Below are 26174 nucleotides of genomic sequence, written 5' to 3' on the forward strand. Positions count from 1 at the left end.
TCCTGCGATGACGCTGCGGTGACGGCGCAGCGGCGCGCGAGGGCGTCACCCGGAAGCAGCGCCGCGGGGGCGACGGTACGCGAAGGCGCACAGGCGTCAGCGGGACCGCGGGCCCTCGCCACTTCCGGTTGGTGCGCCACCATTCTAGGAGCCGACGGGCCCCGGGGTGCGGAACTGCCATGAACGATGGACGCACCTGGGAACGGTACCCCCTCCCGGTATCGGCCGCGCGTCGGGCCGGCAGCAGTACGCACACCCGCGCAGGGCCCCGACTGCTATAGGTTGAGCCGGTGCCGGAGAAGTCGACAGGCTCCGGCGAGGGTGACGAGGAAGAGGCACGATGAATGCTCGGCGACCGCTGATCGGCTGGCTGCTGATCGCCCCGAGCCTGATCGGCGTGACCGCCTTCCTGATCCTCCCGGTGATCCTCGCCTTCGTGATCTCCCTGTTCAACTGGGACCTGCTGGGCACCCGACAGTTCGTGGGCCTGGACAACTACACCACCCTGATCAGCGGCGGCACCCTCATCAACTCCCTGCTGGTCACCGCGATCTTCACCCTGATCTCCGTGCCGGTGTCCCTGGCGCTCGGGCTGGCGCTGGCCACGCAGCTGGTGCGGGCCCTGCCCGGCTCGGCGATCGTGCGGGTGATCGTGGTGATCCCCTGGGTGTGCGCCCCGTTGGCCCTGGGCGTGGTGTGGAAGTGGATCTTCCAGCCCTCGGTGGGCGCGCTGAACCAGATCCTGGGGGTGCGCATCGAGTGGCTCACCGACCCGCAGCTGGCGCTGCCGGCCGTGGCGTTCGTGGCGATCTGGCAGAACGTCGGCTACATCTCGCTGTTCTTCCAGGCCGGCCTGGGGAAGATCCCCACCTCGATCTACGAGGCCGCCCGGTTGGACGGCGCCGGCTCCTGGCAGCAGATGTGGCACATGACGATCCCGCTGCTGCGACCCACCACGTTCTTCCTGGCGGTGACCCAGGTGGTGGCCAGCTTCCAGGTGTTCGACATGGTGTTCGCCCTCACCGGCGGCGGCCCCCAGCGCCGCACCGAGGTGATCGCCTCCCTGATCTACAACGAGGCGTTCGAGGCCTCCCGCCTGGGCCGCGCCAGCGCCGTGGCCGTGATCCTGTTCGTGATCCTGGTGGTCATCACCCTGATCCAGCAGCGGTACTTCTCTCGCCGCATCACCTACGACATGAGCTGAGAGGAGGACGTCATGACTGCACAGCACCCATTGGACGCCCAGCCCCCATCCGACGCTCAGGCCCCATCGGACGCTCGGACCCCGTCGTCGGGCCGGACCCCGTCGGCCCGCACCGCCCGCGACCGTCGCACCCCGCGCGGCCTGCACTCCCGGCGCCTGCTCGCTCACGCCGGCACCTACCTGGTGCTGCTGGTGGCCGCCCTGCTCACCCTGGCGCCGTTCCTGGTCTCGGTGATGACGGCCTTCACCTCCCGCCAGCAGTTCGCGCAGCAGGGGCCGATGACCGTGCCGGACCCGCCGGTGCTCGACAACTTCGTGCGCCTGTTCACCGACCCCGACGGGTTCGTGACCCCGGTGGTGGTGACCGTGCAGATGGTCGCGGTGATCCTGGCCGGACAGATGGTGTTCTCCGTGCTCGCCGCCTACGCCTTCTCCCACCTGCGCTTCCCCGGGCGCGATGCGCTGTTCTGGGTGTACGTGGCAACCCTGATGGTGCCGCAGGTCGTGGTGGTGGTGCCGCTGTACCTGATGATGAGCGAGATCGGCCTGCGCAACACCTTCTGGGCACTGGTGCTGCCGTTCGTGCTGGGCTCCCCGTACGCGATCTTCCTGCTGCGGGAGAACTTCCGCTCGGTTCCCACCGAGCTGATGGACGCGATGCGCATCGACGGCGCCGGCACCGGCCGCCTGCTGTGGAACCTGGTGGTGCCGCTGAACCGCCCGATCATCGTGACGCTGGTGCTGATCACCGTGGTCACCCACTGGAACAACTTCATGTGGCCAATGGTGATCACCTCCGGACCCACCTGGCGGGTGATCACGGTGGCCACCTCCGCCCTGCAGTCGCAGTACAACAACAACTGGACCCTGGTGATGGCCGGCACCACGCTGGCGATGCTGCCGCTGGTGATCCTGATGATCGTGTTCCAGAAGCAGATCACCCGCTCGGTGGGCGAGACCACGCTGCGCTGAGCGCGTCGTCCGTCATCGGACGTCATCGCAGGTCACGATCCGGCCACCATGTCGACATACCCCCTCCGGGTCTCGTCATAATGGGAGCACCAGCCCACGCCGCCCCAGGCACCCCGGAACTTCCGGCACCCGCCTGGCGCCAACGGAAGGATCCGCCATGCTGAACCGTCGAACGATGCTCGCCTCCCTCGCCGCCGCCGGCCTCGCGGGGACCGCCGTGGCCTGCTCCCCCTCCGCCGAGAACGGAGGCTCCGGTGGCGGCAGCGGCAACGGTGGCAGCGATGGTGGTGGCGGTGCAGCCGGCACCCTCACCTTCCGCCTCTGGGACGAGCTCGCCCAGCCCGCCTACGAGGAGTCCTTCAAGGCGTTCACCGAGCAGCACGGCTGGAACGTGGACATCGACCTGGTGCCGTGGGGCGACTACTGGACCCGCCTGCCCCTGGACGTGGCCAGCGGCGATGCGGCCGACGTGTACTGGATGAACTCCGCCAACTACATCCAGTACAAGGACTCCGGCGACCTGCTGGACATCAACGAGGTCCTCCCCGATGCCTCCGACCAGTGGGAGGACAGCGTGGTCGAGCTCTACTCCCGCGACGGCGGCCTGTGGGGCGTGCCCCAGCTGTGGGACTCGATCGCGCTGTTCTACAACAAGAACCTCACCGACGAAGCAGGCGTGGATCCCAACGGCCTGGCCTTCGACCCGTCGGCCGATTCCGACACCCTGCGCGAGGCCGCCACGGCACTGACCCTGGACGGCGAGGGCCGCCACCCGGGCGAGGACGGCTTCGACCCCGACAGCCGTGCGCAGTTCGGCTTCAACTCCCAGGCCGATCGCCAGGCCATCATCGGCCCGATGCTGGCCTCCAACGGTGCGCAGTGGCAGGACCAGGACACCTACACCTTCGCCTCCGAGGAGGGCATCGCCGCCTTCCAGTACATGGCGGACCTGGTGAACGTGGACCAGGTGGCACCCAGCGCGGCCGACACCAACGAGAACGGCGACTTCAGCCGCGACCTGTTCACCCAGGGCAAGCTGGGCCTGTTCCAGTCCGGCCCCTACAACCTGGGCAACATCTCCGAGGGCGTGGGCGACACCTTCGAGTGGGCGATCGTGCCGCCGGTCGCCGGTCCCGCCGGCCCCAAGTCACTGGTGCACGGCGTGGTCGCCGTCGGCAACGCTAAGGCCGACGAGACCCAGCAGGAGGGCATCGCGCTGCTGCTGGAGTGGCTGGGTTCGGCCGAGGGTCAGCGTCCGATCGCCGAGAAGGGCGTCGCGTTCCCAGGCCACAAGGAGGCGCAGGACGCCTTCATCGCCTTCTGGGACGAGAAGGGGGTGGACGTCAGCGTGTTCGTCGACGCCGCGAAGGATCCGGCCGAGGCCGATACCGGTGCGCGTGCCAACGCCGGCCTCACCGCCGCGATGCCGATCTTCCAGGAGATCTTCATCGGCCGCCTGCCCGCGGCCGAGGGCGTTCCCCAGGCCCAGGAGGAGGGCAACGCCGCGATGGGCGTGTGACGCCTCGCGTGATCGGCGCCTGACGGATGACGCGATGGGCGCCCGCCGATGCCTCGCGTGATGGGCGCCCGCCGCCGCCTCGCATGATGGGCACCTGACGCCTGTCGTGATGGGTGCCTGAGGCCTGGCGTGATGGGTGCCTGAGGCCTGGCGTGATGGGTGCCTGAGGCCTGGCGTGGCCTGCGCAGACTGAGAGCGGGACGCATCTGGGAACCACGATCGGTTCTGAGGTGCGTCCCGCTCTCAGCGTCCACTGCCCCCGTAACCCCGTGACCCCGTAACCCCGTGACCCCGTGCGGCCATTACCCGTTGGTATGCACAGATAGTTGTCGCTTTGGTGCCGCCAGAGCGACAACTATTCGTGCCTCGAGGGCGCGGGACCGGGTGCAAGCGGGGGACCGACCCGAACGGGCGGGACCAGGCTCGAGCGGGGAGGGACCGACGCCAACGGGCACCACCGAGCGCGAACGGGCACTGCCGGGTGCGAACGGGCTGGATGGTTCGAGGCCCCCTCCACCAGCCCCCCACGAATCGTGCCCGTAATGTGCTCGAGTCCAACCCCCGTGGGGCCTGTTCCCGTGGGACGCTCAACGCATGACGCAGAGCACACCGCCGCCCGGGGGGCCGGGGCGCGAGGACCGAACCAACACCGGGTACCAGTACGGCTACGACCCCGCAGAGCATGGATCTGCACCGGCATCCACCCCCGGCGAGCCCGACTCGCCGCACGGTGAGCAGTGGCCGGAGCCCATCAGGCCGGGGCGGCCCGACCGTGGGCAGGCGAGGTCAGGGCCCCGGCCGGCCGCACCCGTGGCAGGGGCGACCCCGGCCTCAGCACCGGCCCCGCCCCCGGATGCACCGAGCACACCCACAGCACCAGTCGCCCCCTCCGCGCAGGAGACCGCTCCCGGTATCCGCGCCGAGCACGTGAGCCGCGCCTTCGGCAGCGTGCAGGCGGTGCTGGACCTCAGCTTCGAGGCACCGCGCGGCGCGGTCACCGCGCTCGTCGGCCCCAACGGCTGCGGCAAGTCCACCCTGATGCTGATGCTGGCCTCACTGCTGGCCCCGGACTCCGGGCGGGTGCTGATCGGCGGGATCGACCCCACGAAGGACTCCCCCGCCGTGCGCCGCATGGTGGGGTGGATGCCGGACCAGTTCGGCGCCTGGGACTCCCTCCGGGTGGCCGAGGTGCTGGAGGTGATGGGCCGCGCCTACTTCCTGCCCACCGCGCAGGTGCGGGAGCGCACCATGGAACTGCTGGACCTGATGGACCTGCAGACCCTCGCCCAGCAGCCCGCCCATGTGCTCTCGCGCGGGCAGAAGCAGCGCCTGGGCCTTGCCCGCACCCTGGTGCACTCCCCGCAGCTGCTGATCCTGGACGAACCGGCCTCGGGCCTGGACCCCGCCTCACGCAGGCGCCTGCTGCGGGTGGTGCGGCAGGCGGCGTCCGACGGCACCACGGTGCTGGTCTCCAGCCACATCCTCTCGGAGCTGGAGGAGATGGCCGACCACGTGGTGTTCATGGACGCCGGCCAGGTGGTGGACGCCAGCAGCGTGCGCGCCCTCGCCGCCCGGCCCCGCACCTGGAGAGTGGAGTCCCTGGACCACGAGGCCCTGGCCCGTGCCCTCGAGGCAGTGGGCGTGCGGCACGGCGGCGTCGCACCACCGGAGAGCACCGCCAGCGGTCACGCCGAGGCCACCATCGACCTGCCCGACGAGGCCACCGCCGCCCGACTGCTGGCCGACCTCGCCGCCCATGACGCCCGGGTGGTCTGCTTCGGGCCCGCCACCGGCCGGCTCGAGGCCGCCTACCTGTCCTCCGCCGCCGCCCAGCGCCAAGGAGCCCTGTGATGAGCACCCCCACTGCCTCCCCGAGCCGCGCCGCGAACGGTGCCCTCTCCCTGCGGCTGCGCGGCCTGCGCCTGGTGACCTCCCTGGAGCTGCGGCAACGGATCCGCTCGCGCCGCTGGTACGTGGCGCTCGCGGTGTGGACCGTGGCGCTGCTGCTGATCGGCCTGGTGATCCTGGCGCCGACGGCCCTGGTGGGCGACGCCACGGGCTTCCGCGCCACCGCCCGCGTGGTGTTCAGCCTGCAGATGCTGCTGGTGCTGTTCGCGATGCTGCTGGTGCTGCCGGCGATGTCGGCCGGATCCATCAACGGCGACCGCACCGCCGGGACCCTGGCCACCCTGCAGTCCACACTGATCTCCCCGCTGGAGATCGTGCTGGGCAAGCTGACGGCCGGCTGGCTGACCGGGCTGGCGTTCCTGCTGCTGGCGATGCCGTCGGTGCTGCCCACGGCCCTGCTGGGCGGGGTGGGCCCGCTGTACCTGCTGCGGCTGCTGCTGATGATCGCCGCGCTCGCACTGTGCGTGACCGCAGTGGGGCTGGGGCTCTCGGCGATCACCGCCCGCCAGCTGGGATCGGTGGTGCTGGCATACGTGGCGGTGTTCGGGGTGACAGTGGTGGGGCCCATCCTGTGGGGCTCCTCGGCCGCGTTCCTGCAGGAGCAGCGGGAGGTCACCGTGCACTACCAGGAGTTCGACCACACCGCGGACGGCAAGGACTCATGGGCCCCGTCGCGCTGCGTCGAGTCCGTCGAGGAGCGCACGGTGATCCGTGTGGATCTCTCCCAGCCGCTGATCTGGCCGAACCCCGTGCTGCTGCTGGCCGATGTGGCCCCGCCCATGCATGACGCGATCGGGCCCAGCCCGGACGAGCCATGGGACCTGCTGCAGGTCATGCAGCTGGGCCTGCGGCACGCCACCCAGCCGCTGCACCCCAGCAACTTCAACTCCTGCTCCGCAGGGAACGAGGGGTACCCCGAGAACGTGGGCAGCCCCGCGAATCGCCCCATCTGGCCGCTGGGCCTGGGTACCTGGTTCCTGGTGGGCGGTGCCTCGGTGGCCCTGGCCACCTGGCGCCTGGCGGTGCCGATCCGGAAGCTCGGCAAGGGGATCCGCATCGCCTGAGCCGGGCAGCACCGGCGGGCTCAGCGCTCGCGCAGCCCGGTGATGCTGTCGGGGATGTGGTGACCTGTCGCCTCCGGGGCCTGGTGGGGCGGGGCTTGGAACGGGGAGCCGTCACCGCCGAAGTCCGGCAGGCGCCCGGCGATCACGTCGGCCTCGCGCACCTCGGTGGTGCGGGCCCCGGGCAGGGACTCATCGATCCACAGTCGTTCCCCGGCGGCGTCGAGGTCGAAGATCTCCAGGGTGTGGTCCTGGCCGTCGGCCTGGAGGCGCTGGCGCAGGTGGGCGCGCACGGCGGGGTCCCGGGCCCGGTCGGCGCGGGTGCCGATGTCCGGGGCGATCAGGGCGTGTGGGGCCTCGCGGCGCATGTACCGGTGGGCGGGCCCGTAGTACACGGCTCGCAGGCCGCTGCGCAGGGCCGATGCCGATCCCAGCCCGAGCAGTGCCACTGCCACCAGTGCGCCGAGCACCACCCAGGTCCACGACAGGCCTGTGCTGGCCCCGAGCAGTTCGAGCACCAGCGCGGTGAACGCGATCGCGGCGAGCGCCGCGCCGGCGACGATCCAGCCGGAGAGCCCCACCACGCGGGCCTCCCAGGGGTTCACGCGGGCTCGGTGCGCCCAGGACGGGTAGGAGCGCTGGTCCGTCACTTGGGCACGCTGGGATCTTGACAGCGGCGCTGCCAGCGCGGGCGCGAACGCGGCGGCGGCCACGGTGACCAGGGCGATCAGGGCCGCCCCAAGGACGGTGGGCCAGTTCAGGGGGGCGGACTGCACCGCCTGCAGGTCCCGCCCCATCCCGGTGAACACCGCGACCACGTCGGCGATGCCGAAGACCATCACGCCCAGTCCCAGCAGCGCGGGCGCCACCCATCGCAGCCAGGCGCCGCCCTGCACCAGCACGGAGGTGGCGAGCCCCCGCGGGGTGAGGGCGCCGGCAGCCTCGGGGGTGCCGGGGTTCGGGGGCAGGTGGCGGCGCTCCTGGGCCAGCACCTGCCGGGCGGCCCGGCGGCGGGCGTCGTGGTCGCGGTCCAGCCGGGCGGTGGTCTCCAATGCTGCGGCGGGGGTGATGCCCAGGACCCGCGGGGCGCTCATCCAGGAGCGGATGCTGACCCAGGCCAGCATGATGGCGAGCAGCCCGGCGCACAGGGCGGTGAGCGGCCCGGGGCTGAGGCTGGGCCAGTGCAGGAACGGCACCCGACCGAAGGGTTGGGCCACCAGGATGATCAGGATCGCGACGGTCACCAGTACCGGTGCCATCAGCACGGCGGTGATGCGGGTGGCGACGGTGCGTTGGAACCCGGCCTCGCTGAGGTGGTGGCGCGGGTTGATCCCGGAGATCGCGATCGCCGCCAGCGGCAGCAGTGCCACGCTGATCGCGGTGGCCGCGGCGGGGAGGAACAGGACGGTGGTCCACAGTCCGCTGGAGGTGAAGCCCAGCGATCCCAGCGCTGCCCGCAGGTAGTGCGGTTCGACCAGGCCCACCAGCAGGCTCAGCGACCAGAAGGTGGGCGAGGCGCCCGAGACGTACACGAACACCAGCACGAGCCACATGGTCATCAGTACCAGGGCGGGCACCCACACGATGCGCAGCATGCGGCGGGTGAGGGCCCTGCGGGAGTCGATCAGGATCTCCCCCGGCGGCACCAGGGCCGGGTTCTCCTCCGGCAGCCGCGGCGGTGAGGGGAGGTCCGTCAGCGGTGGCAGGGCGCGGTCGAACGGTGAGGTCATCGCTGCTCCTGTCGGTCGCGTCGGGCGGGCTGGTACGGGGGGGTAGGGCCGGATGTCAACCGGAGGGGGTCAGACGGAGCGGCGGCCCAGGAAGGCCCGCCCCAGGGTCATCTCGTCGGCGTAGTCGAGGTCACCGCCCACGGGCAGGCCTGAGGCCAGGCGGGTCACGGTGATCTCCAGCGGCTGCAGCAGGCGGGAGAGGTAGGCGGCGGTGGCCTCCCCCTCGATGTTCGGGTCCAGCGCCAGGATCACCTCGGTGGTCTCCCCCGTGGCCAGGCGCTTCATCAGTTCGGCGATGCGCAGGTCGTTCGGGCCCACCCCGCCGATCGGGTCGATCGCGCCGCCGAGCACGTGGTACCGGCCCTTGAACTCGCGGATCCGCTCGATGGCGACGATGTCCTTGGACTCCTCGACCACGCAGATCAGCTCGTCGCTGCGGCGGGTGTCGGCGCAGATGCGGCAGCGGTCCTCGGCCGAGACGTTCCCGCAGATCTCGCAGAACCGCACCGTGTCCTTCACCTTCACCAGCACTTCGGCAAGGCGGCGCACGGAAGCGTCATCGGCGTCCAGCAGATGGAACGCGATGCGCTGGGCCGACTTGGGGCCGATGCCCGGCAGCTTGCCGAGCTCGTCGATGAGGTCCTGGACGATGCCTTCGTACACCCGGCCAACTGTAGTTCCCCAGGCTGACATGCGGACGGCTGGCAGAATCGGGCGATGCTGCGACCTCGGCGAGCGCTGCGCCTCCCCGCTCCACGCCTCACCACCCCGCGTGAGGGGATCGTGCGCGGCCTGCATCTGGGCGTCGCACCCGTGGTCGCAGCCACCACATGCCTGGCCGACGGGCTGGGGCCGGCCCGCGGGGCCGTGGCGGCGGGCCTGGCGCTGGGCGGCTCCGTGCTGACCGATGTGCTGCTGGGCCCGGAGCCGCTGACCCCCGCCGATCACGTGACACGCTTCCGCTCGTCCCTGGTGGCGGCGCAGGCGGGCCGGCTGGTGGCGGGCGGGCTCGCTGGGGGTGGCCACCCGACCCGAGGCGCGCCCGACAAGGGCCGTCGCACCGTGGCGCAGGCGGCCGTGTTCACCCTCGCGATCGGCCTGGATGCCGTGGACGGCCAGGTGGCCCGCCGCACCGGGAGCTCCACACAGCGCGGCTGGCGCTTCGACCTGGAGGCCGACGCGGCCGCGATCGCCGTGCTGGCCGCGACGATGGTGCACCGCACGGGGTGGGTGCTGGTGCCCGGTTCGCTGCGCTACGTCTTCGGCGGGCTGCGTCAGGTGGCACCTGCTCTGCGAGGGGGCTTGCAGCCGCGGCTGTCGCGACGGGTGGCCGCGGGAGCGTCGATGGTGGCGCTGGTGATCACCACCTGGCCTCAGGTGCCGGGGCGGGCCGTGCATGTGCTGAGCGCTGGGGCCACTATGGCTCTGCTGGCCTCCTTCGGCCGGGACAGCGTGGACCTGCTGCGCGGAGCATCCCGCTAGCCTGGATGCCCGCCCCGCTCCCGAGGAGTCCCATGGTCCAGCTGCCGAACACACTGCTCGACGCCGTGCACGCACGCCTGCTCGAGGGCCTGCCCGCCGAGCCCTCCCGCGAGGAGATCGCCCGCCGTGTGGTGGCGTACCTGCGCAACACCGCGGAGACCACCGTGAACGTGGAGGCCGACGGCACCACCTTCGTGATCACCGGTGACATCCCGGCGATGTGGCTGCGTGACTCGGCCGCCCAGCTGACCCCGCTGCTGCGCCTGGTCGTCGGCGGCGTGGGATCGGACGAGGACCGGGCGCAGCTGGTGGCGCTGCTGTCGGGCCTGCTGCGCCGGCACTGGCAGTACATCGCGCTGGACCCGTACGCCAACGCCTTCAACCGTGAGCCCGACGGCGCCAGCTGGGACGAGGACGACACCGACCGCGACAACCCCTGGGCGTGGGAGCGGAAGTTCGAGCTGGACTCCCTCTCCTATGGTCCGGACCTGGCCTGGCGGCTGTGGAAGGCCACCGGGGACATCTCCTGGGCCGATGAGAACTTCCTGCCCGCGGCCCGCGCGATCCTGGAGACGGTGCGCACCGAGCAGCACCACGAGGAGCGTTCGGGGTACTTCTTCCGCCGGGCGGACGTGCCCTCTCAGGACACCCTGGCGCGGGAAGGGCGGGGCTCCCTCACGGCGCACACGGGGCTGGTGTGGGCAGGCTTCCGCCCCAGCGACGATGCCTGCGAGCTGGGCTACAACATCCCCGGCAACCACTTCCTGGCCCTCGCCCTGGAGCGGCTGGGCGAGCTGCTGGACGCGGTACCAACCGCCTCGCAGGGCAGCACCGCGGGTCAGGCGGAGACCGAGTCCGAGGCGAAGGCCGCTCCGGGGCCGGGCACCCTGGCCGCCGAAGCCCGTTCCCTGGCCGCCGAGATCCGCGAGGCGCTCTTCGCCCACGGTCTGATCGACGGCCCGGACGGGGAGCGCATCTGGGCGTACGAGGTGGACGGTCTGGGCAACCACGTGTTCCTGGACGACGCCAACGTGCCCAGCCTGCTGTCCCTGCCGTACCTGGACTGCGCGGACTCGGCCGACCCGATCTACCTGGCCACCCGGCGCGCGGTGCTCTCGCGGCAGAACCCCTACTACTACGCGGGCCTGTTCCTGGAGGGCGTGGGATCCCCGCACACCCCGAAGGACCACGTGTGGCCGATCGCCAAGAACATCGAAGGGCTGACCAGTTCCGATGCCGTGGAGAAGCGGCGGATCCTGGAGCAGCTGATCCGCACCGACGGCGGCACCGGGATGATGCACGAGGGCGTGCACGTGGACGACCCGGCGGTGTTCACCCGCGAGTGGTTCTCGTGGTCCAACTCGATGTTCTGCGAGCTGGCCCTGGACCTGGCGGGCGTGGCGCGCACTTGAGCGGCAGAGTACCGTCGGAGCAGGTCACCGCCCCGAGTCCCACCCCACCACGAACAGGACCACAACGATGACGTCGATGCCGCACCCTTACGACGAGACCGAGCCGATCATCCCGTGCCGGGTGGAGGAGGCCGTCAAGGTCCCCACTGCGGTGGTGAAGAAGAAGGACTTCCCGATGTACGAGATGTCGTCCCTGATGGACGGCACGTTCTCCCATCTGGCGGAGGCGCTGGCCGAGGTGGGGATCGCCCCGATCGGACCCGCAGTGGCACTGCACCATCGGATGCCGGTGGACACCGCTGACCTCGAGGTGGGCTTCCCGATCGACAAGCCCCTGACCGAGACCCTCACCCTGCCCAGTGGGTACGAGGTGGTCGGGTCGGTGCTGCCTGGTGGGCGCGTGGGCGTGGTCTCGCATGTGGGCAGCTACGGCGGGCTCGCGGAGACCTGGGGCGCGTTCACCGAGGACATCGGGCTGTCCGGTGAGCAGATGGTGTACCCGTTCTGGGAGATGTACGTGACCGTGCCCACCCCGGAGGTGGACCCGTCGACCCTGCGCACGGACCTGTTCCACCTGCTGGAGCCGCGCAGCGGCGGCAGCGACAAGTAACGACAGCGACGCCGGCAACACCGAGGGCAAGTAGGCGACCTGCGGGCCACGACCGCCGCGTGCACGGAGCCGAGTGCGGGCATCGAGCCGCAGATTTTGGGGTCTATCCGAGCGGATAAGCCCCAAAATCTACGACTCGCCTGACGCGCGGGTCGAACCCACCTGACGCGCGGATCGAACTCGCCTGACGCGCGGGTCGAACCCACCTGACGCGCGGGTCGAACCCACCTGACGCGCGGGTCGAACCCACCTGACGCTCCTCAGTACTCCGGACGCTCCTCGATCACTTCGAGCACCTTGCCGCCGAGCACGGTCTCGATGACCTCGCGGCCGGTGCGGCGCGTGTACTCCGCGTCCTCGTCGTCACGGGTGGCCCCGCCGGTGGGGTCGTCATCGGCGGGATCGGGTCCCGAGTCGCCTGCAGGGCCATTGCGCACCACCCCGAACTTCCGATTGGCATTGCGGGAGGCAAGGGCGGCTTCCCGCGCCAGATCGGCACCGGAGCGCGGCCGCTGCTGGCCGTCGGCATCCTGCGAGGAGTCGGCACCCTGCACGGAGCGATCCGCTGAGGGGACACCGCTCTGCTGCGGTGCAGACGCCGACTCCCGAACAGGCACAGGCGCAGCGGCCGTCGACGAGGGGGCCGCCTGGCCTGCCGAACCGAGCGAGCCGCGTGGATCTGGGGAACTGGCTGAGGAGCCTGGGTCGCTCGATGCCGGGGTATCCGTCGGCGTCGAGCCCGTCGGGGCGCCTGCACCGGTGGCCGGCCGCGAGCGCACCACACGCCCCTCGGCGAGCGCTCGGCGAAGGGCAGCCTGCCCGTAGGTGCGCGGCTCCCCCTCGGGGAGGCTGTCGCGGCCCTCGTCCTCGACCACGGGGATGTCCCCGTCATCGGCCGCGGGGGCGGAGGCGGGTGCGAAGGCGGGCGCAGTTGAGGTGCTGGGCGCGGGCACGGCGTCGTCCTGGCACGGCTGCGGGGACGGCACCTCGCGCTGCGGCCGGGCCGGCGCGGCTGTCGGTCCGTTCCCGCGCCAGGAGGAGTCCTCCGGGTCCGGCGGGAAGTGGTCCTCCGGCTCCGGCGGGTAGGGGTCGTCGGGCTCCGGAGGGTAGTCCTCCGGAGCCGCCGACGTGCGCGAGGCGCGTCCCTCTGGCCGAGGCGCGGACTCCGGCCGGGACTCTTGCTGCGGGGTGGCCTCGTGCTGGGGCGGTGCGGTCTGAGCCGGTCGCTCCTGCTCGGGGGCCTTTCGGGCCGACCCGCCCAGGGTGGCGACGGCGACGTCACCCCAGCTCTGCGCAGCACGATCCCGTGCCGAACCAGGGGGCGATGCGGGCGGGGCATCCTCCGCGTCCGACGCGGCTGCGGTGTGGGCCGAGCCGGAGTCGGAGCCCTGCGGGCGGGGAGCGCCTCGATCGCTGCCACCGCGCGGGCCAGCGGAACCGCCGGACCCGCTACCCGGACCTCCGGAACCGCCACCCGGCCCCCCGGACCCGCCGCTGGATCCACCGGACCCACCACCGGGGCCAGGGTCCTCCCCCACCACGGCGTCCACCGTGACCTGCACCCGCATGATGCGCTGCACGGCCTCGGCCAGGTTCTGCGCCGCGGTGCCGCGCCGGAACGCCGACAGCAGCCCCTCCGTGCGGAAGCCCAGGATCAGCGTGGATCCCTCCGCGCCGTGCACATGGGAGTTCTGGGACAGAAGTGCCCAGCTGGGGCGCCTGATTTGGGCGAGCTCGTCCATGATCGCGGACCAGTGCCCGCGCACCTCGTCGGGATCGAGGCCGCCGCCGCCACCGCTGTTCGGGGGCTGGGCGGGCGGCTGCACCGGGGCCGCGGGCTGCGCCGGAGCAGAGTCCTGCGCCGGGGCTTGGGGCTGCTCCTGCGCAGGTGGTCCCGCCGGCGGCGAGGTCGGGGCCGACGAGGCGGGCGGCTCCTGCGCAGGGGCCTGCTCAGGAGCGTCGTCGAGCGCCCGGGCGGAGGGCGCGGAGGCGGCGGAAGGAGGCTGAGACTGCTGCGCCGGAGGTTGGGACTCCTGCTGCTGGGCGGGCGCCGGCGGCTGCGCCGGTGCGCGCACCCCTCGCGCCTGGCGGGCGGCGTCGGCCCTCTCCTGGGCGATGCGGCGTGCCTCGTCACGTCCCGACCCGCCAGCGGGCCCGGCCTCACGATCCGCTTGCGCCCCGGGGGCGGCACCACCGGGCGCACCGGCCTGCCCGGCCACCGCGCCGGCACCCGTCTGGTCACGCAGCACCAGGCGCGCGGCGAGCAGCTCCAGGTGCACGCGCGGCGAGGTGGCCCCGCTCATCGTGGACAGCGTCTCGTGGACCAGCTCACCGGCCGTGGACAGGTCCACCGGCTGGAAGGTGGAGGCCTGGGCGTGCATGCGCTCGAGGTCGTCCGCCGGGATGTGCGGCAGCAGGTCACCGCCGCGATCGGGCACGGCGGCCAGCACGATCAGGTCCCGGATCCGCTCCAGCAGGTCCTCCACGAAGCGGCGCGGCTCATGACCGGTGGAGATGACCTCCTCCACCACTCCGTACAGGGTGCCGGCATCACGCTGGGAGATCGCCTCCACCGCACGGTCCAGCAGGGCGGTGTCGGTGAAGCCCAGCAGAGCGATCGCGGTGGGGAAGTCCAGGCCGTCGTCCCCGGCGCCGGCCATCAGCTGGTCCAGCACCGACATCGAGTCACGCGCCGAGCCGCCACCGGCGCGCACCACCAGCGGCAGCACGCCGTCGCCCACGGGGACCTGCTCGGCATCGCACACCTCCCGCAGGTACGGGCCCAGCACCTGCGGGGGGATCAGACGGAAGGGGTAGTGGTGGGTGCGGGAGCGGATGGTGCCGATGACCTTGTCCGGCTCCGTGGTGGCGAACACGAACTTCACGTGCTCCGGGGGCTCCTCCACCAGCTTCAGCAGGGCGTTGAACCCGGCGGAGGTGACCATGTGGGCCTCGTCGATGATGAACACCTTGAAGCGGTCCCGCACGGGCGCGAAGGAGGCGCGCTCTCGCAGCTCACGGGCATCATCCACACCACCGTGGCTGGCGGCGTCGATCTCCACCACGTCCAGGCTGCCGGCACCGTCGCGGGCCAGGTCACGACAGGAATCGCACTCGCCGCAGGGGGTGTCGGTGGGGCCCTGGGCGCAGTTCAGGCAGCGCGCAAGAATGCGGGCCGAGGTCGTCTTCCCGCAGCCGCGCGGCCCGGAGAACAGGTAGGCGTGGCCGATCCGGCCGGCGTTCAGCGCACGCCGCAGGGGCGTGGTGACATGGTCCTGGCCGATCACCTCGGCGAAGGACTCCGGACGGTATCGACGGTACAGAGCAGTGGCCACCCCCACAGGCTAGTGGAGGGGACTGTCAGTCGGAGCCGCTGTGGATCAGTCCGAGGCCCCGCCGGGCTCATCGTCCGGCGCCGACGGGGCGTCATCAGAAGCACCCAGCTGGGACCGGCGCCGCCTGAGCCTGCCCAGGGTCATCCAGAACACCAGCAGCACGAACGCCACCGGGATGCCGACGTCGAACACCCAGTCGGGCACGTCGAACGGCAACGAGAACGAAAGCTCCGGGATCCAACCGAGCAGGGTCTCGCGCAGCCATGCCAGAGCGCGGCCAATCGGCCCCAGGATCGCGTCGATCCACTCCCCCACCGGGCGCAGCAGCTCCGCGATCCACTCCACCGGCGGGCGGATCAGGGACTCGACCCACTCCCGCAGCGGGCGCAGGAGGCCACTGAACAGCGCGCCGATGCCCAGCAGCGGGATCAGGTACTTCGCGGCCGTGAACGCGGCACTGACCAGAGCGAACCGCGCCGGGTGGGCGATACGTCGCTGTTCACGGTGCCAGGAGGCGCTGCCCTTCTCGGGCACGAGCGGAGTTGGGTAGAAACCGCCCATCCGCTCCCCCTCCGCACCGCCCAGCACATCCACCTCGCCCTTGCCGCCCAACCCGGCGGTGCTCACCCGGATCCGCTCGGCGATGCGCAGCTTCCCGTTCTCATCGGGGCGTCGCACCGCATAGTCGACCTTCATGAAGTAGTCCTCGGCGCTGAACGCGAGGCCGTCCGCCGCACCGCTGACCTCGCCGCCGGCCGCCTCCCGGGCCCCGGAGCCCACGCTCACCGTCTCGGTGCGAGGCTTCGACTCCCGGCGGGGGTCGTGGAAGACGCCGTCGATGATCACTGTGGCCCAGGTGTCCATCACGCCGTGACGCGCCCGCACCACGTAGGTGTGGCCCCCGACGGTCCCGCGGTACACGGTGACCTGGGGCTGCTTCGAGGTCTCGTCGACGGGCTCGGTGGTCGTCCCGGCGGGCTGGGTGGTGGCCATGTCTCCAGCCTGCCGAATCTCACCGCGCGCTGCCATCGACCCAATGGCCGAGGCCGGGCCGACGAAGGGATGAGATCAGAAGAGGATGAAGCAACCGGCCCCGAACAGGATCAGGAACGCGAACAGGGCGAAGCTCATGAAATTGTTCTCGGCCGCGGTGGGTTCGCGGTCCTCGGGGACCCAGTCGTCCTCGTGTGCGGTGCTCACTGGTGCACCATCCTTAGTGCGGCCTTGTTCGGTAAGGTCGTGACCACTCGGTCCCGGTGGGTGCACGGCCATTTGTGCGTGCCGTTCGACGGCCACGATGAGTTCTGCCGGCCCCGCCGGGCCGAGGCCATCTGAACGGCGTCAGGAACATGCCCCTTTGAGGGCCGAGCAGTGAGCTTCCGGCAGATGACCTCCACCAAGTGGTGCTCCTTCGATGAACCTGGAGTACGCGCATGTATGTCGGATGGGACTGGGGCAATACCACCCATGCTGTCGCTGTGATCGATGACCAGGGCCAGGTGATCGACCGCTGGCCCTGCCCCCACACCGAGGACGGGATTCGAGCCACCCTGGCCCGCCTGGCCAGCCACGGCCCTCCGGCTAGGCTGCCGGTCGCGATCGAGACCACCCGCGGGCTGGTGATCGACCGTCTCCTGACCGCCGGGCATCCCGTGGTCCCGGTCCATCCCAACGCGTTCAACGCCGTCCGTCCCCGCTGGGGCGCTGCCCGCGCCAAGGACGACCCCGGCGACGCGTTCAAGCTCGCCGACTACCTCCGCACCGACGGGCACCGCCTGCGGACCCTGCGCCCGACCGAGCAGGCGACCCTCGAGCTGCAAGCGCTGGTCCGGGCCCGCGAGGACCAGGTCACCGCCCGCGTGGCCGCGACCAACCAGCTCGCCGCCCTGCTGGCCGAGCACTGGCCCGGCGCCGGGGTGGTGTTCGCCCGCCTGGACTCCGATATCGCCCTGGCCTTCTGCGACAGGTTCCCCACCCCAGCCTCGGCCAAGCACCTGGCCCCGGCCAGAATGCGGGACTGGCTCGCCCGGCAGCACTACTCCGGCCGCGTCGACCCCGCTGCCCTGGTGGCCAGGCTTCGTGGGGCCCCCGCGCCTGCCTCGCGGCTCGGTGAGGAGACGATCACCGCGCTGGTTCGCACACAGGTCCAGGTCATCCGGGCCCTCAGAACAGCGATCGATGACCTTGAAGCCCAGATCGAGACGGCTCTGGCCGCCCATTCCTGGGCAGCGTTGATCCAGCCCCTGCCCCGGGTGGGGATCGTCAACCTCGCCCAGATCATCGGGGAGATCGGACCGTTGCTCGAACACGCCTCCAACGCTGACCAGCTCGCCGCCGAGGCAGGCGTCGTGCCCGTCACCCGCGCCTCGGGTAAATCCCACGCGGTCGTGTTCCGCTACGCCACCAACCGGCGGGCCCGCCAAGCCCTGGTCCGCTGGGCAGACAACTCCCGCCACGCCTCGCCCTGGGCGAAGAACATTTACGAGACCGCACGCGCCCAGGGCAAACGCCATGCCCATGCCGTGCGGATCCTGGCCCGGGCCTGGCTGCGGATCATCTACGCCTGCTGGCGCGACGGCACCTGCTACGACCCCGCCACCCACCAAGCCCACAGAACCGACAGAACACACAAAACCACCGCTCTCGCGGCCTAGAGGTTGACTCAGGGAACTCATCAGATCACTCCTAGTCTGCTCAGTTCGGTGACGGTCGAGATCGCGAGGATCACGAACACGACCGTGATGAACGCGGTGTAGGTCCAGCGGTGGCGGTGGTCGGCCCGCCAGAACCGCCGCAGGCTGACCACGCCGTTGACAGCGGCGATCGCGCACAGCGCCAGGCCCACCGGCGCCGCCACCCAGCCGGCGAGGCTGAGGATCGGGATCAGCACGGGGATCGCCACGTAGGTGATGACGCAGCGCAGCGCCGAGATCACCACCGAGACCCGGAACGCCTTGTGCGCCCCCTCTCCGGAGCGCAGGTCGGTGCCGGTGATGCCGAGCAGGCGTCGCATCGCACGGTCCGCGGTGCCGTCGGAGCGGAACCGGCCAGGGCGCGCTGCCGGGACGTCGACGCCCTGCAGCTCGGAGGAACTCATCAGTGGGCCTCGGATCCCTGGTCGTGCGCGGCCGGCTCGGCGTCACGCGCGTCCTCGGCCCGGCCCTTGGCCCGCCCGTGCCGGATCAGGCTCATCGCACCCATCCCGGCGGCCACCAGGCCCACGATGCCGATCAGCCCGCCGATGAAGAATCCCCAGTACAGCGGCTGCATGCGGATAGCCGAGTCCTCCACCCCCATGCCGCTGCCGATGAGGATCCCGAAGAACGGGGCCAGCAGCGCCACGACCACCCCGAGCAGCACCCTCCACAGTCCGGGCGGGGTGGGCACCAGATGCACCGGTCGGCCCGGGGGCACGGGGGCGTCGTGGTCGGCCTGCGGGGTGGCCGTGGGCGGGACGGTCGTGGTGGGGGCGCCTGCTGTGGCGCCCTGGGTGGAGGTGGTGTCGTTCATCGTGATCGCCCTTCTGCGCGGTCGTCGACGACGGCCAGTCCGTGCGTCTCAGAGGAACTGCGGGGGGTGCCGGTCTCCTGGCGGTTCTCGCCACCGGGCGCGAACTGGTTCAGCGCGCCCATCAGGGGGCCGACGATGTCCATGGGCAGCGGGAACACCACCGTGGAGTTCTGGTCCGCACCCAGCTCCAGCAGGGTCTGCAGATAGCGCAGCTGCAGCGACGCCGGTGCCTCGCTGAGGGTCTTGGCCGCATCGCGCAGCTCCTCGGACGCCTCGAGCTCACCGTGGGCGCTGATCACCTTGGCGCGGCGCTCACGCTCGGCCTCCGCCTGGCGGGCCATCGCCCGCTGCATCATCTCGGGGATCTCCACGTCCTTGATCTCGACGACCACCACGTCCACTCCCCAGGGCACGGCCTGCTGGGCGATCGACTGGTAGAGGTCCTCGTTCAGGTCGGCCCGGTGAGCGAGCAGGGTGTCCAGGTCCGCGCGACCCACCACGGAGCGCAGGGTGGTCTGGGCGAACTGGGAGGTGGCCACCGCATGGTTCTCCACCGCCATCACCGAGCGCACCGGGTCGGCCACCTTGAACATCACCACGGCGTTGACGCGGGCGGTGACGTTGTCGCGGGTGATGACCTCCTGCGGGGGGATGGTCAGGGTGACCACGCGCTGATCCACCCGCACCGAGCGATCCAGGAACGGCAGCATGATCACCAGGCCCGGCCCCAGCGGCCCGCGCAGCCGGCCCAGGCGGAACACCACCAGCCGCTCGTACTCGCGCACCACCTTCAACGAGGCGATGAGCAGCACGATCAGCAGTGCGACCACCACGATCGCGATGATCATGGACGCGGGAAGACTAGACATTCTCCTCAGCCCTCTTTCGTTCCGATGCGTAGCGGGTGCGCCCCAGAGTGAGAGCGACGGGGGCCTCGGAGTCCGGTCGGCGGTCGGAGGCGTAGCTGGTGCGACGACGCTGCACGGCCTCGATCGTCGCCGCCCGCTCCTCCAGGTTCTCGTCCAGCGACTTGAACAGCACCCCGTCGGGGTCCACGGGGCTGTGCCGCAGGTGCGACCACAGCGGGATCCCTGCCACGGCGGTCACCCCCGCGATCACCAGCAGCACCAGCTGGCTGGGCCAGTGCTGCACGGTGAACGAGGCGACCACCGGGAACACCACGGCCAGCACGGTCACCGCGCAGGCGATGCCGCGGTGGAAGCGGGCGGACTCGGAGGAGGGCCAGGCATCGACCGTGCGCCCCACCTCCTTACCGTCGTCCGAGGTGGTGCAGGTGTCCTTGACCGGGCAGGAGTTGCACACCAGCGGGCTGCCGCGGTACCGCATCACCCGGTTGTCCGGGTCGAAGGACTTCGGCCACAGCCACTGGTCCTCCGGGCACAGCCAGGCGTCGTGGTCCTCGTGGTACACGAAGCCCTCGGTGTGCTGCTCGTCGTTGGCGAGGTGCGCGCGCTTGGCCAGCAGGTCGATCCCGTAGGCCACCAGCACCAGGGCCAGCGCGTACCCGGCGGCGAGCCACGCGGTGAGCTCGATGCCACCCACCAGGCCGGTCACGAGGCCGGTCCTTCCCCGTCGTCCCGGCGGCGATCCGAGGCGTACCGGGCGCCGACAGCGACGTGCTCGCCGGTGCGGTCCTCACGGGCCTCCGGGGTCTCCTCCACGAACAGGGTCTCCGGCTCCATCCGGGTCACGGTGGCCTTGATGCCGTGCCGGACGCCCAGCTGAGTATTCGTAGTCGTGGGAGCCACCGAATCTTGCTCTTGGGGACCGCCGATCGTGCCGACGGGGGCCAGTAGCCGCCGCGGTGGGGACCACTGGCTCCCGCCGGCATCGGGTCACTGGGGCAGTGCGGTGTGTTCTCGCATGTTCCTGTCGCCGGTGTCGATCCAGATTGTGTTGTGCACGATGCGGTCCATGATCGCATCGGCGTGGACTGCTCCACCGAGCCGGGCGTGCCAGTCCTTCTTCGGGTACTGGGTGCAGAACACGGTCGAGCCGGTGTCATAGCGGCGCTCGAGCAGTTCCAGCAGCATCGAACGCATTCCCTCGTCAGGATGGTCCAGCAGCCACTCGTCGATCACCAGCAGCGAGAACGTGGAGTACTTCCGCAGGAACTTCGTCTGGCCCTGCGGCTTGTCCTTTGCCAGGGCCCAGGCCTCTTCGAGGTCGGGCATTCGGATGTAGTGGGCTCGGAGCCGGTGCTGGCAGGCCTGCTTCGCCAGCGCGCAGCCGAGGTAGGACTTCCCTGAGCCGGTGAAGCCCTGGAAGACCACGTTCTGTTGCCGCTGGATGAAGGAGCAGGTTGCCAGTTGCGCGATCACGTTCCGGTTCAGTCCCCGTTCCTCGACCAGATCCAGCCGCCGCAGGTCCGCTCCGGGATAACGCAGCCCCGCCCGGCGGATCAGACCCTCGACCTTTCCATGATTGAAGATGGAATGCGCCTCGTCCACGATCAGCTGGAGCCGTTCCTGGAACGACATCCCCAGCACGTGAGCCTCATCCTGGGCATCGATCGCGTCCAGCAGCGCGGTCGCGCCCATCTCGCGCAGCTTCCGCTTCGTGTCGTTATCGATCACGCTCACCGGACACCTCCGGCGTAGTAGTCGGCGCCACGGACGTATCCGCCGTCTTCCGCGGGTTCCTCGCGGGGTGGACGCAGGGCGGCGACCTTGTCCTGCCCGGTGGCCAAGATCGGGTGCAGATGCGCATAGCGCGGTGAACGGACCCGTCCCGTCAGCGCGAGTGCGCAGGCCGCCTCGACCCGATCTACGGAGAAGCGGCGAGAGAGCCGTAGCACCGCCAACGCGGGATCCAGGCCCTGTTCCACGATCGGCACGGACTCGAAGATCCGCTGGATCACGATCACCGTGGCCGGCCCGACCCGATCTGCCCACGCCCGCACCCTCTGCGCGTCCCAGGCCTGGAAACGCTCGCCCGCAGGTAGGTCCGCGTCGTTGGTGCGGTACTCATTGCTCGCGGTCTCCGGGAGCAGCAGGTGACTGGTCAGTCGCTGGCTGCCCTGATAGATCTCCAGCGTCCGGGCCGTGATGCGCAGATCGACCTTCGCGCCGATGTGCGCGAACGGCGCGGAGTAGAAGTTCCGCGCGAACGTGACGTGCCCGTTCCTGCCCACTCGTCGTCCGTAGTGCCATGTCGAGATCTCGTAGGGCACCGCCGGCAGCGGCGTCAGCAGCGGCCGCTCCTCCGCGTCGAACACGCTGGCGCGGGATCCGGGCCGCTTCTGGAACGGCTCCGCGTTATAGGCCTCCATCCGCTGCCCGATGGCGGCTGCAAGTTCGGGCAGGGACGTGAATCGCTGATCCCGCAGCCCGGCGATGACCCAGGTCGCGACGTGCGCGACGGTGTTCTCCACGCTCGCCTTGTCTTTCGGTTTCCGCACCCTCCCCGGGAGCACCGCCGCCGAGTAATGCGCTGCCATCTCGCGATACGCATCGTTCAGGACGATCTCGCCCTCGCGGGGGTGCTTCACCACACCGGTCTTGAGGTTGTCCGGAACGATCCTCGGGACCGTCCCGCCCAGCGCCTCGAACATCGCTACGTGCGCTCGCAGCCAGGACTCCTGGCGCATATCCAGCGCCGGGAAGCAGAACGCGTAACGAGAAAAAGGCAGGCAGGCAACGAACAAGAACACCTTCGAGACCTCGCCGGTGACCGGATCGGCCAGCTCCATCGTGGGGCCGGACCAGTCGACCTCCACGCTCTGGCCGGCCTTGTGACCGACTCTCGAAGCGGCACCGGTGACCATGACGTGGTGCTGGTAGGTGCGGCAAAACCGGTCATACCCCATCGCCGGATCCCCAGCCGCCGTGGTCGCGTCGAAGTACTCGCCGTGCAACAGCTTCAGCGTCACGCCGACCCTGGCCATCTCTCGATGGACCTGTTCCCAGTCCGGCTGTGCGAACACGCTCTCGTGCTCGCCCCGGCCCGGGAACAACCGGGCATACACCTGCTCATCGGCGACGTCCGCGATATCGCCCCACCCGATCCCTGCAGCGTCAGCGGCCTCGAACACCGCCCTCACGGACTTGCGGGACATGCCCTGCGAGGACGAAATCGCTCGCCCCGACAGACCTTCTGCGCGCAGCTGGAGCACCAGCTTCGCCCTGATCTTCCGTACCATTCCAGATTGCTCCTTCCGCCGCGTGCCCTATACACACGGCGGAAGGAGCGTAGACAGAGCGGCCCCAACGACACCACTGGTGGTCCCGAACGACGCCACCGCTACGGCAGCGACGTGGCACCCGAACCCTCGATCAGCGGACCCCAGCGAGGCGAATATTCACCCAGCCAGGCGATGTACACGAAGGGCAGGATCCCGCCGATCAGGAACAGCACGTCACCGGGCATCCGCATCCACTCCAGCGCCACGTTGCCGGGGTTGGAGAGGTAGCCCAGGGTGCGGGCCTCGAAGTAGCCCTGGTTGACCGACGCCCACAGCTGCAGCACGCCCAGCGGCAGCAGCGTCGCGAACATCATCCAGGCCAGGCCGATGTTGAGCGACCAGAAGGAGATCTTGGCGAGCTTCTCGGGCCACTTATCGGGCTTGATGATGTAGCGCAGGGCGAACAGTGCCAGGCCCACGGCCATCATTCCGTACACGCCCATCATCGAGCCGTGCGCATGGTTCGCGGTCAGGGAGGTGCCGATCTGGTAGTAGGAGACGATCGGCAGGTTCACCAGGAAGCCGAACACACCGGCGCCCAGGAAGTTCCAGAAGCCCACGGCCACCAGGAACATGACCGCCCAGCGGTGCGGGAACGGGGCGCTGGACCGGGACTCCTGGCGTGCCCCGAGCTGGAGGAACGTCCACGCCTCGACGGTCAGGAACGTCAGCGGGATGACCTCCAGGGCGGAGAACACCGCACCGAGGGCCATGTGCTCCACCGGGGTGCCGGAGAAGTACAGGTGGTGCATGGTGCCGATCACGCCGCCGGCGGAGTACAGGATCACGTCCAGCAGGATGATCTGGATGGCGATCTTGCGGCGCACCACGCCGAGCATCACGAACAGGTAGGCCACCATCACGGTGGTGAACAGCTCCAGGAAGTCCTCCACCCACAGGTGCACCACCCAGAAGCGCCAGAACTCCGCGACGGTCAGGTGGGTCTCGTTGGTGGCCAGCAGGCCCACCGCGTAGAAGGCGGGGATGGCCAGGGCCGCGTAGGCGAACAGCCAGGGCATGTTGAACTTCGACTCGGTGCGCAGCCGCGAGCGGATCGCCCGGAAGATGATGATGAACCACAGGAACAGGCCGATCACCAGCAGCACCTGGAACACGCGCGGCAGGTCGAGGTACTCCCACTGCTGGGAGAAGAACGGGGAGTCCTTCGCCCATTCGGGGCCGTAGATGCTGATCGCGGTGCCGCCGAACATGCCCACGACCACCAGGGCGACCGCGCCGAGCAGGCCGTAGGACAGCAGGTGCTGCCCCTTGGGTTCTCGTCCGGCGATGATCGGCGCCAGGAAGATCGCGGCTGCCAGGAACGACGCGGCCGTCCACAGCAGCGACAGCTGCACGTGCCAGGTGCGGGCCAGGTTGAACGGGAAGATCTGGGCCAGGTCGAAGCCGAAGAAGCCCTGCAGTTCGACCCGGTAGTGCTCCACGGACGCGCCCACGGTGGCCTGGATCAGGAACAGCAGGGAGACGACCAGGAAGAACCAGGCGGTGGACTTCTGGGCCTTGGTGATGCCCACCTCGCCGGGCTGGAGGAACTTCAGGGCCGTGGTGTCGTTGCCCTTCCAGCCCAGCTTGTTGCTCCAGCGGCCGAAGATCGCGAACAGGATGCCCAGCCCGCCCAGCAGGGCCACCAGGGAGATCGCGGACCACACCAGGATGTCGGCGGTGGGGTGGTTGTCCACGCGCGGCTCGGCCGGCCAGTTGTTGGTGTACGAGTAGTCCAGGCCCGGGCGCTCGGCGGCGCTGGCCCACGCGGTCCAGGCGTAGAAGGCGGTGAGGTCGTGGATCTCCTGCTCATCGGTGATGGCGTTGGGGATCAGGCCGTTCGCAGTGGTGGGGTCGCCGAAGAAGTCCCCGTAGTAGCCCTTCAGCTCCTCGAAGGCGCTGATCTGCTCGTCGGTGAGCACCAGGGTCCCGGTCTCCTCGTCGTACCGGTTGGTGCGCTGCATCTCGGAGGTGGCGGCCGCCGGCTCCTGCACGCCCTGCGCCTCGAGCTGCTCGCGGATGTGCTCGGTGCTGAGCCGCAGGTACTCGGCGGTGTAGTCCGGGCCCAGGTAGGCGCCGTGGCCCACGATCGAGCCGTACTGCTGGATGCCGCGGGACAGGAAGATGTTCTGTCCGCTGGTGATCTGCTCCTGGGTGTAGATCACCTCGCCGTCCTCGCTGACCACCTGCTGGGGCAGGGGCATGGAGTGCGTGTAGGTGCGGTAGGCGAGGACGCCCATCACGAAGAACCCGAACACCAGCACGAGTGCGACGCCCTGCACCCAGCCCTTGGAGATGGCAATTTCCGAACCGGTGCGCTTCTGATCACTTTTCTCTATCACACTCATGCCAGTGATCCGTTCTGTCGAGGATGCGACTCGGAGGGATTCCGGTCGACAGCTTCTCGGAGAGTACTCAGGTTTCTCAGGGCGCGTCAAGCAACCATCACAGCAGGTCAGGTGGTCTTTTCGGGCGCTCTTACAGGCGTCGACACTGTCCTGTGAATGATGCAGATCAAGTAACAGGATGAATTCTCGACGCACAGCATCTGATATCGTGGAACACATTTCGGACACTCGTCCACGGAAATGTCCGGGTGGTGCGAATAGTGCACCCGATCGCGCGTGGAATGACCAGATGGCCGCGCCCTGAACAGGGGCGGCAGCGCGATGGATGACGGCACGATGGGGACTACGGGGCGTTGGAGCGACATTCGTCGTCACTCCCGCGTCCCGCCGGGATGCAGGTGGTCGAGGCCGGATCTCGCGGGCGGTCGGCGGCCTGCGGTGCAGGTCACGCTACGCCGCTTCGGCATCGAAGGCGAGGGCCGGCGCACAGTCCGCGGGGCTGGTCGCGGGCTGGTCGCGGGCATGAAGTGACCCCCCGTGCACCTGCCAGAGCCCGCCTGCCCTTGCTGCCGTCAAGCCCTGGGGGAGTTCAGCGAGATGACACCACACGAGGGGTCGCCCACGAGTGTAGCGGTCCCGGCCGCAAGGTTCGAGGCGGTGTGCGGTATGCCGCTCAGCGCGTGGTTCAGCTCAGCGGCCGGTTCAGCCCCCGGGCGTGAGGCCTTAGGTAACGACACTGCAACGGAACGGGGATCACCCGGTTTCCTGTCACCGTGTCGACTACTGTCCCCAACAGCACAAAGCCGTGATCCCCTTCACACGGCGGTGCTGTCGCCGTCATCGCTGTGCCCCGCAGTCCCCGTCCCCCTCTGTCCCCCA

The 26174-nt window shown here is 70.1% G+C and carries 23 protein-coding genes and 1 other RNA gene; 9 read left to right on the forward strand and 15 right to left on the reverse strand.

All coding sequences use genetic code 11. The annotated features are described in order from the left end of the window. The first annotated feature begins 340 nt into the window (after window positions 1-340). The 5 genes from JOD52_RS14665 (at window position 341) to JOD52_RS14685 (ending at window position 6667) form a co-directional block, all read left to right on the forward strand. On the forward strand, window positions 341-1204 hold the full coding sequence (locus JOD52_RS14665) for a carbohydrate ABC transporter permease (RefSeq protein WP_017823131.1): 864 nt from the start codon (window positions 341-343) through the stop codon (window positions 1202-1204). A 12-nt stretch (window positions 1205-1216) separates the two neighbouring features. Then, entirely contained in the window at window positions 1217-2176 is a 960-nt protein-coding gene (locus JOD52_RS14670) for a carbohydrate ABC transporter permease (RefSeq protein WP_204410792.1), read from the forward strand. A gap of 157 nt (window positions 2177-2333) precedes the next feature. Beyond that, the gene (locus JOD52_RS14675; protein ID WP_204410794.1) at window positions 2334-3695 is read left to right on the forward strand and encodes an ABC transporter substrate-binding protein; all 1362 of its coding nucleotides are present in this window, start codon (window positions 2334-2336) and stop codon (window positions 3693-3695) included. Between the two features lie 927 nt (window positions 3696-4622). Continuing rightward, a complete protein-coding gene (locus JOD52_RS14680; protein WP_204410796.1) occupies window positions 4623-5546 on the forward strand; it encodes an ATP-binding cassette domain-containing protein in 924 nt (307 codons plus the stop codon). Further along, complete coding sequence (locus tag JOD52_RS14685) at window positions 5546-6667, forward strand: ABC transporter permease (protein WP_204410798.1); 1122 nt, start codon at window positions 5546-5548, stop codon at window positions 6665-6667. Before JOD52_RS14680 ends, JOD52_RS14685 begins: the two co-directional genes overlap by 1 nt. 20 nt (window positions 6668-6687) lie before the next feature. Here the strand turns inward: JOD52_RS14685 and JOD52_RS14690 are convergent, their stop codons facing one another. Then, window positions 6688-8394 carry a hypothetical protein gene (locus JOD52_RS14690; RefSeq protein ID WP_204410800.1) on the reverse strand — a complete coding sequence of 569 codons (1707 nt, stop codon included), beginning with the start codon at window positions 8392-8394 and terminating at the stop codon, window positions 6688-6690. A gap of 69 nt (window positions 8395-8463) precedes the next feature. Further along, complete coding sequence (gene recR / locus JOD52_RS14695) at window positions 8464-9057, reverse strand: recombination mediator RecR (protein ID WP_259840628.1); 594 nt, start codon at window positions 9055-9057, stop codon at window positions 8464-8466. 54 nt (window positions 9058-9111) lie between these two features. Between recR and JOD52_RS14700 the strand changes: the two genes are divergently transcribed. From JOD52_RS14700 to JOD52_RS14710, 3 genes are all read left to right on the forward strand, one after another. Next, on the forward strand, window positions 9112-9876 hold the full coding sequence (locus tag JOD52_RS14700; protein ID WP_204410804.1) for a CDP-alcohol phosphatidyltransferase family protein: 765 nt from the start codon (window positions 9112-9114) through the stop codon (window positions 9874-9876). A gap of 32 nt (window positions 9877-9908) precedes the next feature. Continuing rightward, window positions 9909-11288: a glycoside hydrolase family 125 protein gene (locus JOD52_RS14705; RefSeq protein ID WP_204410807.1), complete on the forward strand. Its 1380-nt coding sequence runs from the start codon at window positions 9909-9911 to the stop codon at window positions 11286-11288. A 76-nt stretch (window positions 11289-11364) separates the two neighbouring features. Then, window positions 11365-11898: a GyrI-like domain-containing protein gene (locus tag JOD52_RS14710; protein ID WP_239551919.1), complete on the forward strand. Its 534-nt coding sequence runs from the start codon at window positions 11365-11367 to the stop codon at window positions 11896-11898. Between the two features lie 260 nt (window positions 11899-12158). On the opposite strand, the gene JOD52_RS17610 is transcribed toward JOD52_RS14710, so the two are convergent. The 3 genes from JOD52_RS17610 to JOD52_RS17615 form a co-directional block, all read right to left on the reverse strand. Next, window positions 12159-15233: a DNA polymerase III subunit gamma and tau gene (locus JOD52_RS17610; RefSeq protein ID WP_338124112.1), complete on the reverse strand. Its 3075-nt coding sequence runs from the start codon at window positions 15231-15233 to the stop codon at window positions 12159-12161. Window positions 15234-15278: 45 nt separating this feature from the next. Then, a complete protein-coding gene (locus JOD52_RS14720) occupies window positions 15279-16226 on the reverse strand; it encodes a hypothetical protein (protein WP_204410813.1) in 948 nt (315 codons plus the stop codon). A gap of 75 nt (window positions 16227-16301) precedes the next feature. Further along, window positions 16302-16433, reverse strand: coding sequence for a hypothetical protein (locus tag JOD52_RS17615; RefSeq protein WP_017823119.1), 132 nt, complete (start codon window positions 16431-16433; stop codon window positions 16302-16304). Between the two features lie 233 nt (window positions 16434-16666). Between JOD52_RS17615 and JOD52_RS14730 the strand changes: the two genes are divergently transcribed. Further along, window positions 16667-17887, forward strand: coding sequence for an IS110 family RNA-guided transposase (locus JOD52_RS14730; protein WP_204408911.1), 1221 nt, complete (start codon window positions 16667-16669; stop codon window positions 17885-17887). Between the two features lie 20 nt (window positions 17888-17907). Here the strand turns inward: JOD52_RS14730 and JOD52_RS14735 are convergent, their stop codons facing one another. The 10 genes from JOD52_RS14735 to ffs form a co-directional block, all read right to left on the reverse strand. Then, window positions 17908-18330 carry a hypothetical protein gene (locus tag JOD52_RS14735; RefSeq protein WP_204410815.1) on the reverse strand — a complete coding sequence of 141 codons (423 nt, stop codon included), beginning with the start codon at window positions 18328-18330 and terminating at the stop codon, window positions 17908-17910. Beyond that, window positions 18330-18743, reverse strand: coding sequence for a hypothetical protein (locus JOD52_RS14740; RefSeq protein ID WP_204410817.1), 414 nt, complete (start codon window positions 18741-18743; stop codon window positions 18330-18332). The genes JOD52_RS14735 and JOD52_RS14740 overlap by 1 nt, the downstream gene beginning before the upstream one ends. After that, the gene (locus JOD52_RS14745) at window positions 18740-19591 is read right to left on the reverse strand and encodes a slipin family protein (RefSeq protein WP_204410819.1); all 852 of its coding nucleotides are present in this window, start codon (window positions 19589-19591) and stop codon (window positions 18740-18742) included. The genes JOD52_RS14740 and JOD52_RS14745 overlap by 4 nt, the downstream gene beginning before the upstream one ends. A gap of 13 nt (window positions 19592-19604) precedes the next feature. Next, window positions 19605-20318 (reverse strand): hypothetical protein, encoded by a 714-nt coding sequence (locus JOD52_RS14750; protein WP_259840643.1) that lies wholly within the window; start codon window positions 20316-20318, stop codon window positions 19605-19607. Beyond that, window positions 20315-20455, reverse strand: a complete 141-nt coding sequence (locus tag JOD52_RS14755) for a hypothetical protein (protein ID WP_204410821.1) — start codon at window positions 20453-20455, stop codon at window positions 20315-20317. Before JOD52_RS14755 ends, JOD52_RS14750 begins: the two co-directional genes overlap by 4 nt. Further along, window positions 20452-20595, reverse strand: coding sequence for a hypothetical protein (locus JOD52_RS14760; RefSeq protein WP_204410823.1), 144 nt, complete (start codon window positions 20593-20595; stop codon window positions 20452-20454). Before JOD52_RS14760 ends, JOD52_RS14755 begins: the two co-directional genes overlap by 4 nt. 4 nt (window positions 20596-20599) lie before the next feature. Further along, a complete protein-coding gene (locus JOD52_RS14765) occupies window positions 20600-21346 on the reverse strand; it encodes an ATP-binding protein (protein ID WP_338124028.1) in 747 nt (248 codons plus the stop codon). Further along, window positions 21343-22905, reverse strand: coding sequence for an IS21 family transposase (gene istA, locus JOD52_RS14770; RefSeq protein WP_204408388.1), 1563 nt, complete (start codon window positions 22903-22905; stop codon window positions 21343-21345). The genes JOD52_RS14765 and istA overlap by 4 nt, the downstream gene beginning before the upstream one ends. A 101-nt stretch (window positions 22906-23006) precedes the next feature. After that, window positions 23007-25295 carry a nitric-oxide reductase large subunit gene (locus JOD52_RS14775; RefSeq protein ID WP_204410825.1) on the reverse strand — a complete coding sequence of 763 codons (2289 nt, stop codon included), beginning with the start codon at window positions 25293-25295 and terminating at the stop codon, window positions 23007-23009. A gap of 523 nt (window positions 25296-25818) precedes the next feature. After that, window positions 25819-25915: signal recognition particle sRNA small type (gene ffs, locus JOD52_RS14780), an RNA gene on the reverse strand. Window positions 25916-26174: the final 259 nt, after the last annotated feature.

The organism is Brachybacterium muris (assembly GCF_016907455.1).
Lineage (GTDB): Bacteria > Actinomycetota > Actinomycetes > Actinomycetales > Dermabacteraceae > Brachybacterium > Brachybacterium muris.

Coding starts and splice junctions, on each gene's coding strand:
- JOD52_RS14675 (WP_204410794.1), top strand. CDS start 2,334: ATGCTGAACCGTCGAACGATGCTCGCCTCCCTCGCCGCCGCCGGCCTC.
- JOD52_RS14760 (WP_204410823.1), bottom strand. CDS start 20,595: ATGCCGGCGGGAGCCAGTGGTCCCCACCGCGGCGGCTACTGGCCCCCG.
- JOD52_RS14775 (WP_204410825.1), bottom strand. CDS start 25,295: ATGAGTGTGATAGAGAAAAGTGATCAGAAGCGCACCGGTTCGGAAATT.
- istA (WP_204408388.1), bottom strand. CDS start 22,905: ATGGTACGGAAGATCAGGGCGAAGCTGGTGCTCCAGCTGCGCGCAGAA.
- JOD52_RS14705 (WP_204410807.1), top strand. CDS start 9,909: ATGGTCCAGCTGCCGAACACACTGCTCGACGCCGTGCACGCACGCCTG.
- JOD52_RS14665 (WP_017823131.1), top strand. CDS start 341: ATGAATGCTCGGCGACCGCTGATCGGCTGGCTGCTGATCGCCCCGAGC.
- JOD52_RS14740 (WP_204410817.1), bottom strand. CDS start 18,743: ATGAACGACACCACCTCCACCCAGGGCGCCACAGCAGGCGCCCCCACC.
- JOD52_RS14710 (WP_239551919.1), top strand. CDS start 11,365: ATGCCGCACCCTTACGACGAGACCGAGCCGATCATCCCGTGCCGGGTG.
- JOD52_RS14735 (WP_204410815.1), bottom strand. CDS start 18,330: ATGAGTTCCTCCGAGCTGCAGGGCGTCGACGTCCCGGCAGCGCGCCCT.
- JOD52_RS14745 (WP_204410819.1), bottom strand. CDS start 19,591: ATGATCATCGCGATCGTGGTGGTCGCACTGCTGATCGTGCTGCTCATC.
- JOD52_RS14700 (WP_204410804.1), top strand. CDS start 9,112: ATGCTGCGACCTCGGCGAGCGCTGCGCCTCCCCGCTCCACGCCTCACC.
- JOD52_RS14720 (WP_204410813.1), bottom strand. CDS start 16,226: ATGGCCACCACCCAGCCCGCCGGGACGACCACCGAGCCCGTCGACGAG.
- JOD52_RS14685 (WP_204410798.1), top strand. CDS start 5,546: ATGAGCACCCCCACTGCCTCCCCGAGCCGCGCCGCGAACGGTGCCCTC.
- JOD52_RS14690 (WP_204410800.1), bottom strand. CDS start 8,394: ATGACCTCACCGTTCGACCGCGCCCTGCCACCGCTGACGGACCTCCCC.
- JOD52_RS14730 (WP_204408911.1), top strand. CDS start 16,667: ATGTATGTCGGATGGGACTGGGGCAATACCACCCATGCTGTCGCTGTG.
- JOD52_RS14670 (WP_204410792.1), top strand. CDS start 1,217: ATGACTGCACAGCACCCATTGGACGCCCAGCCCCCATCCGACGCTCAG.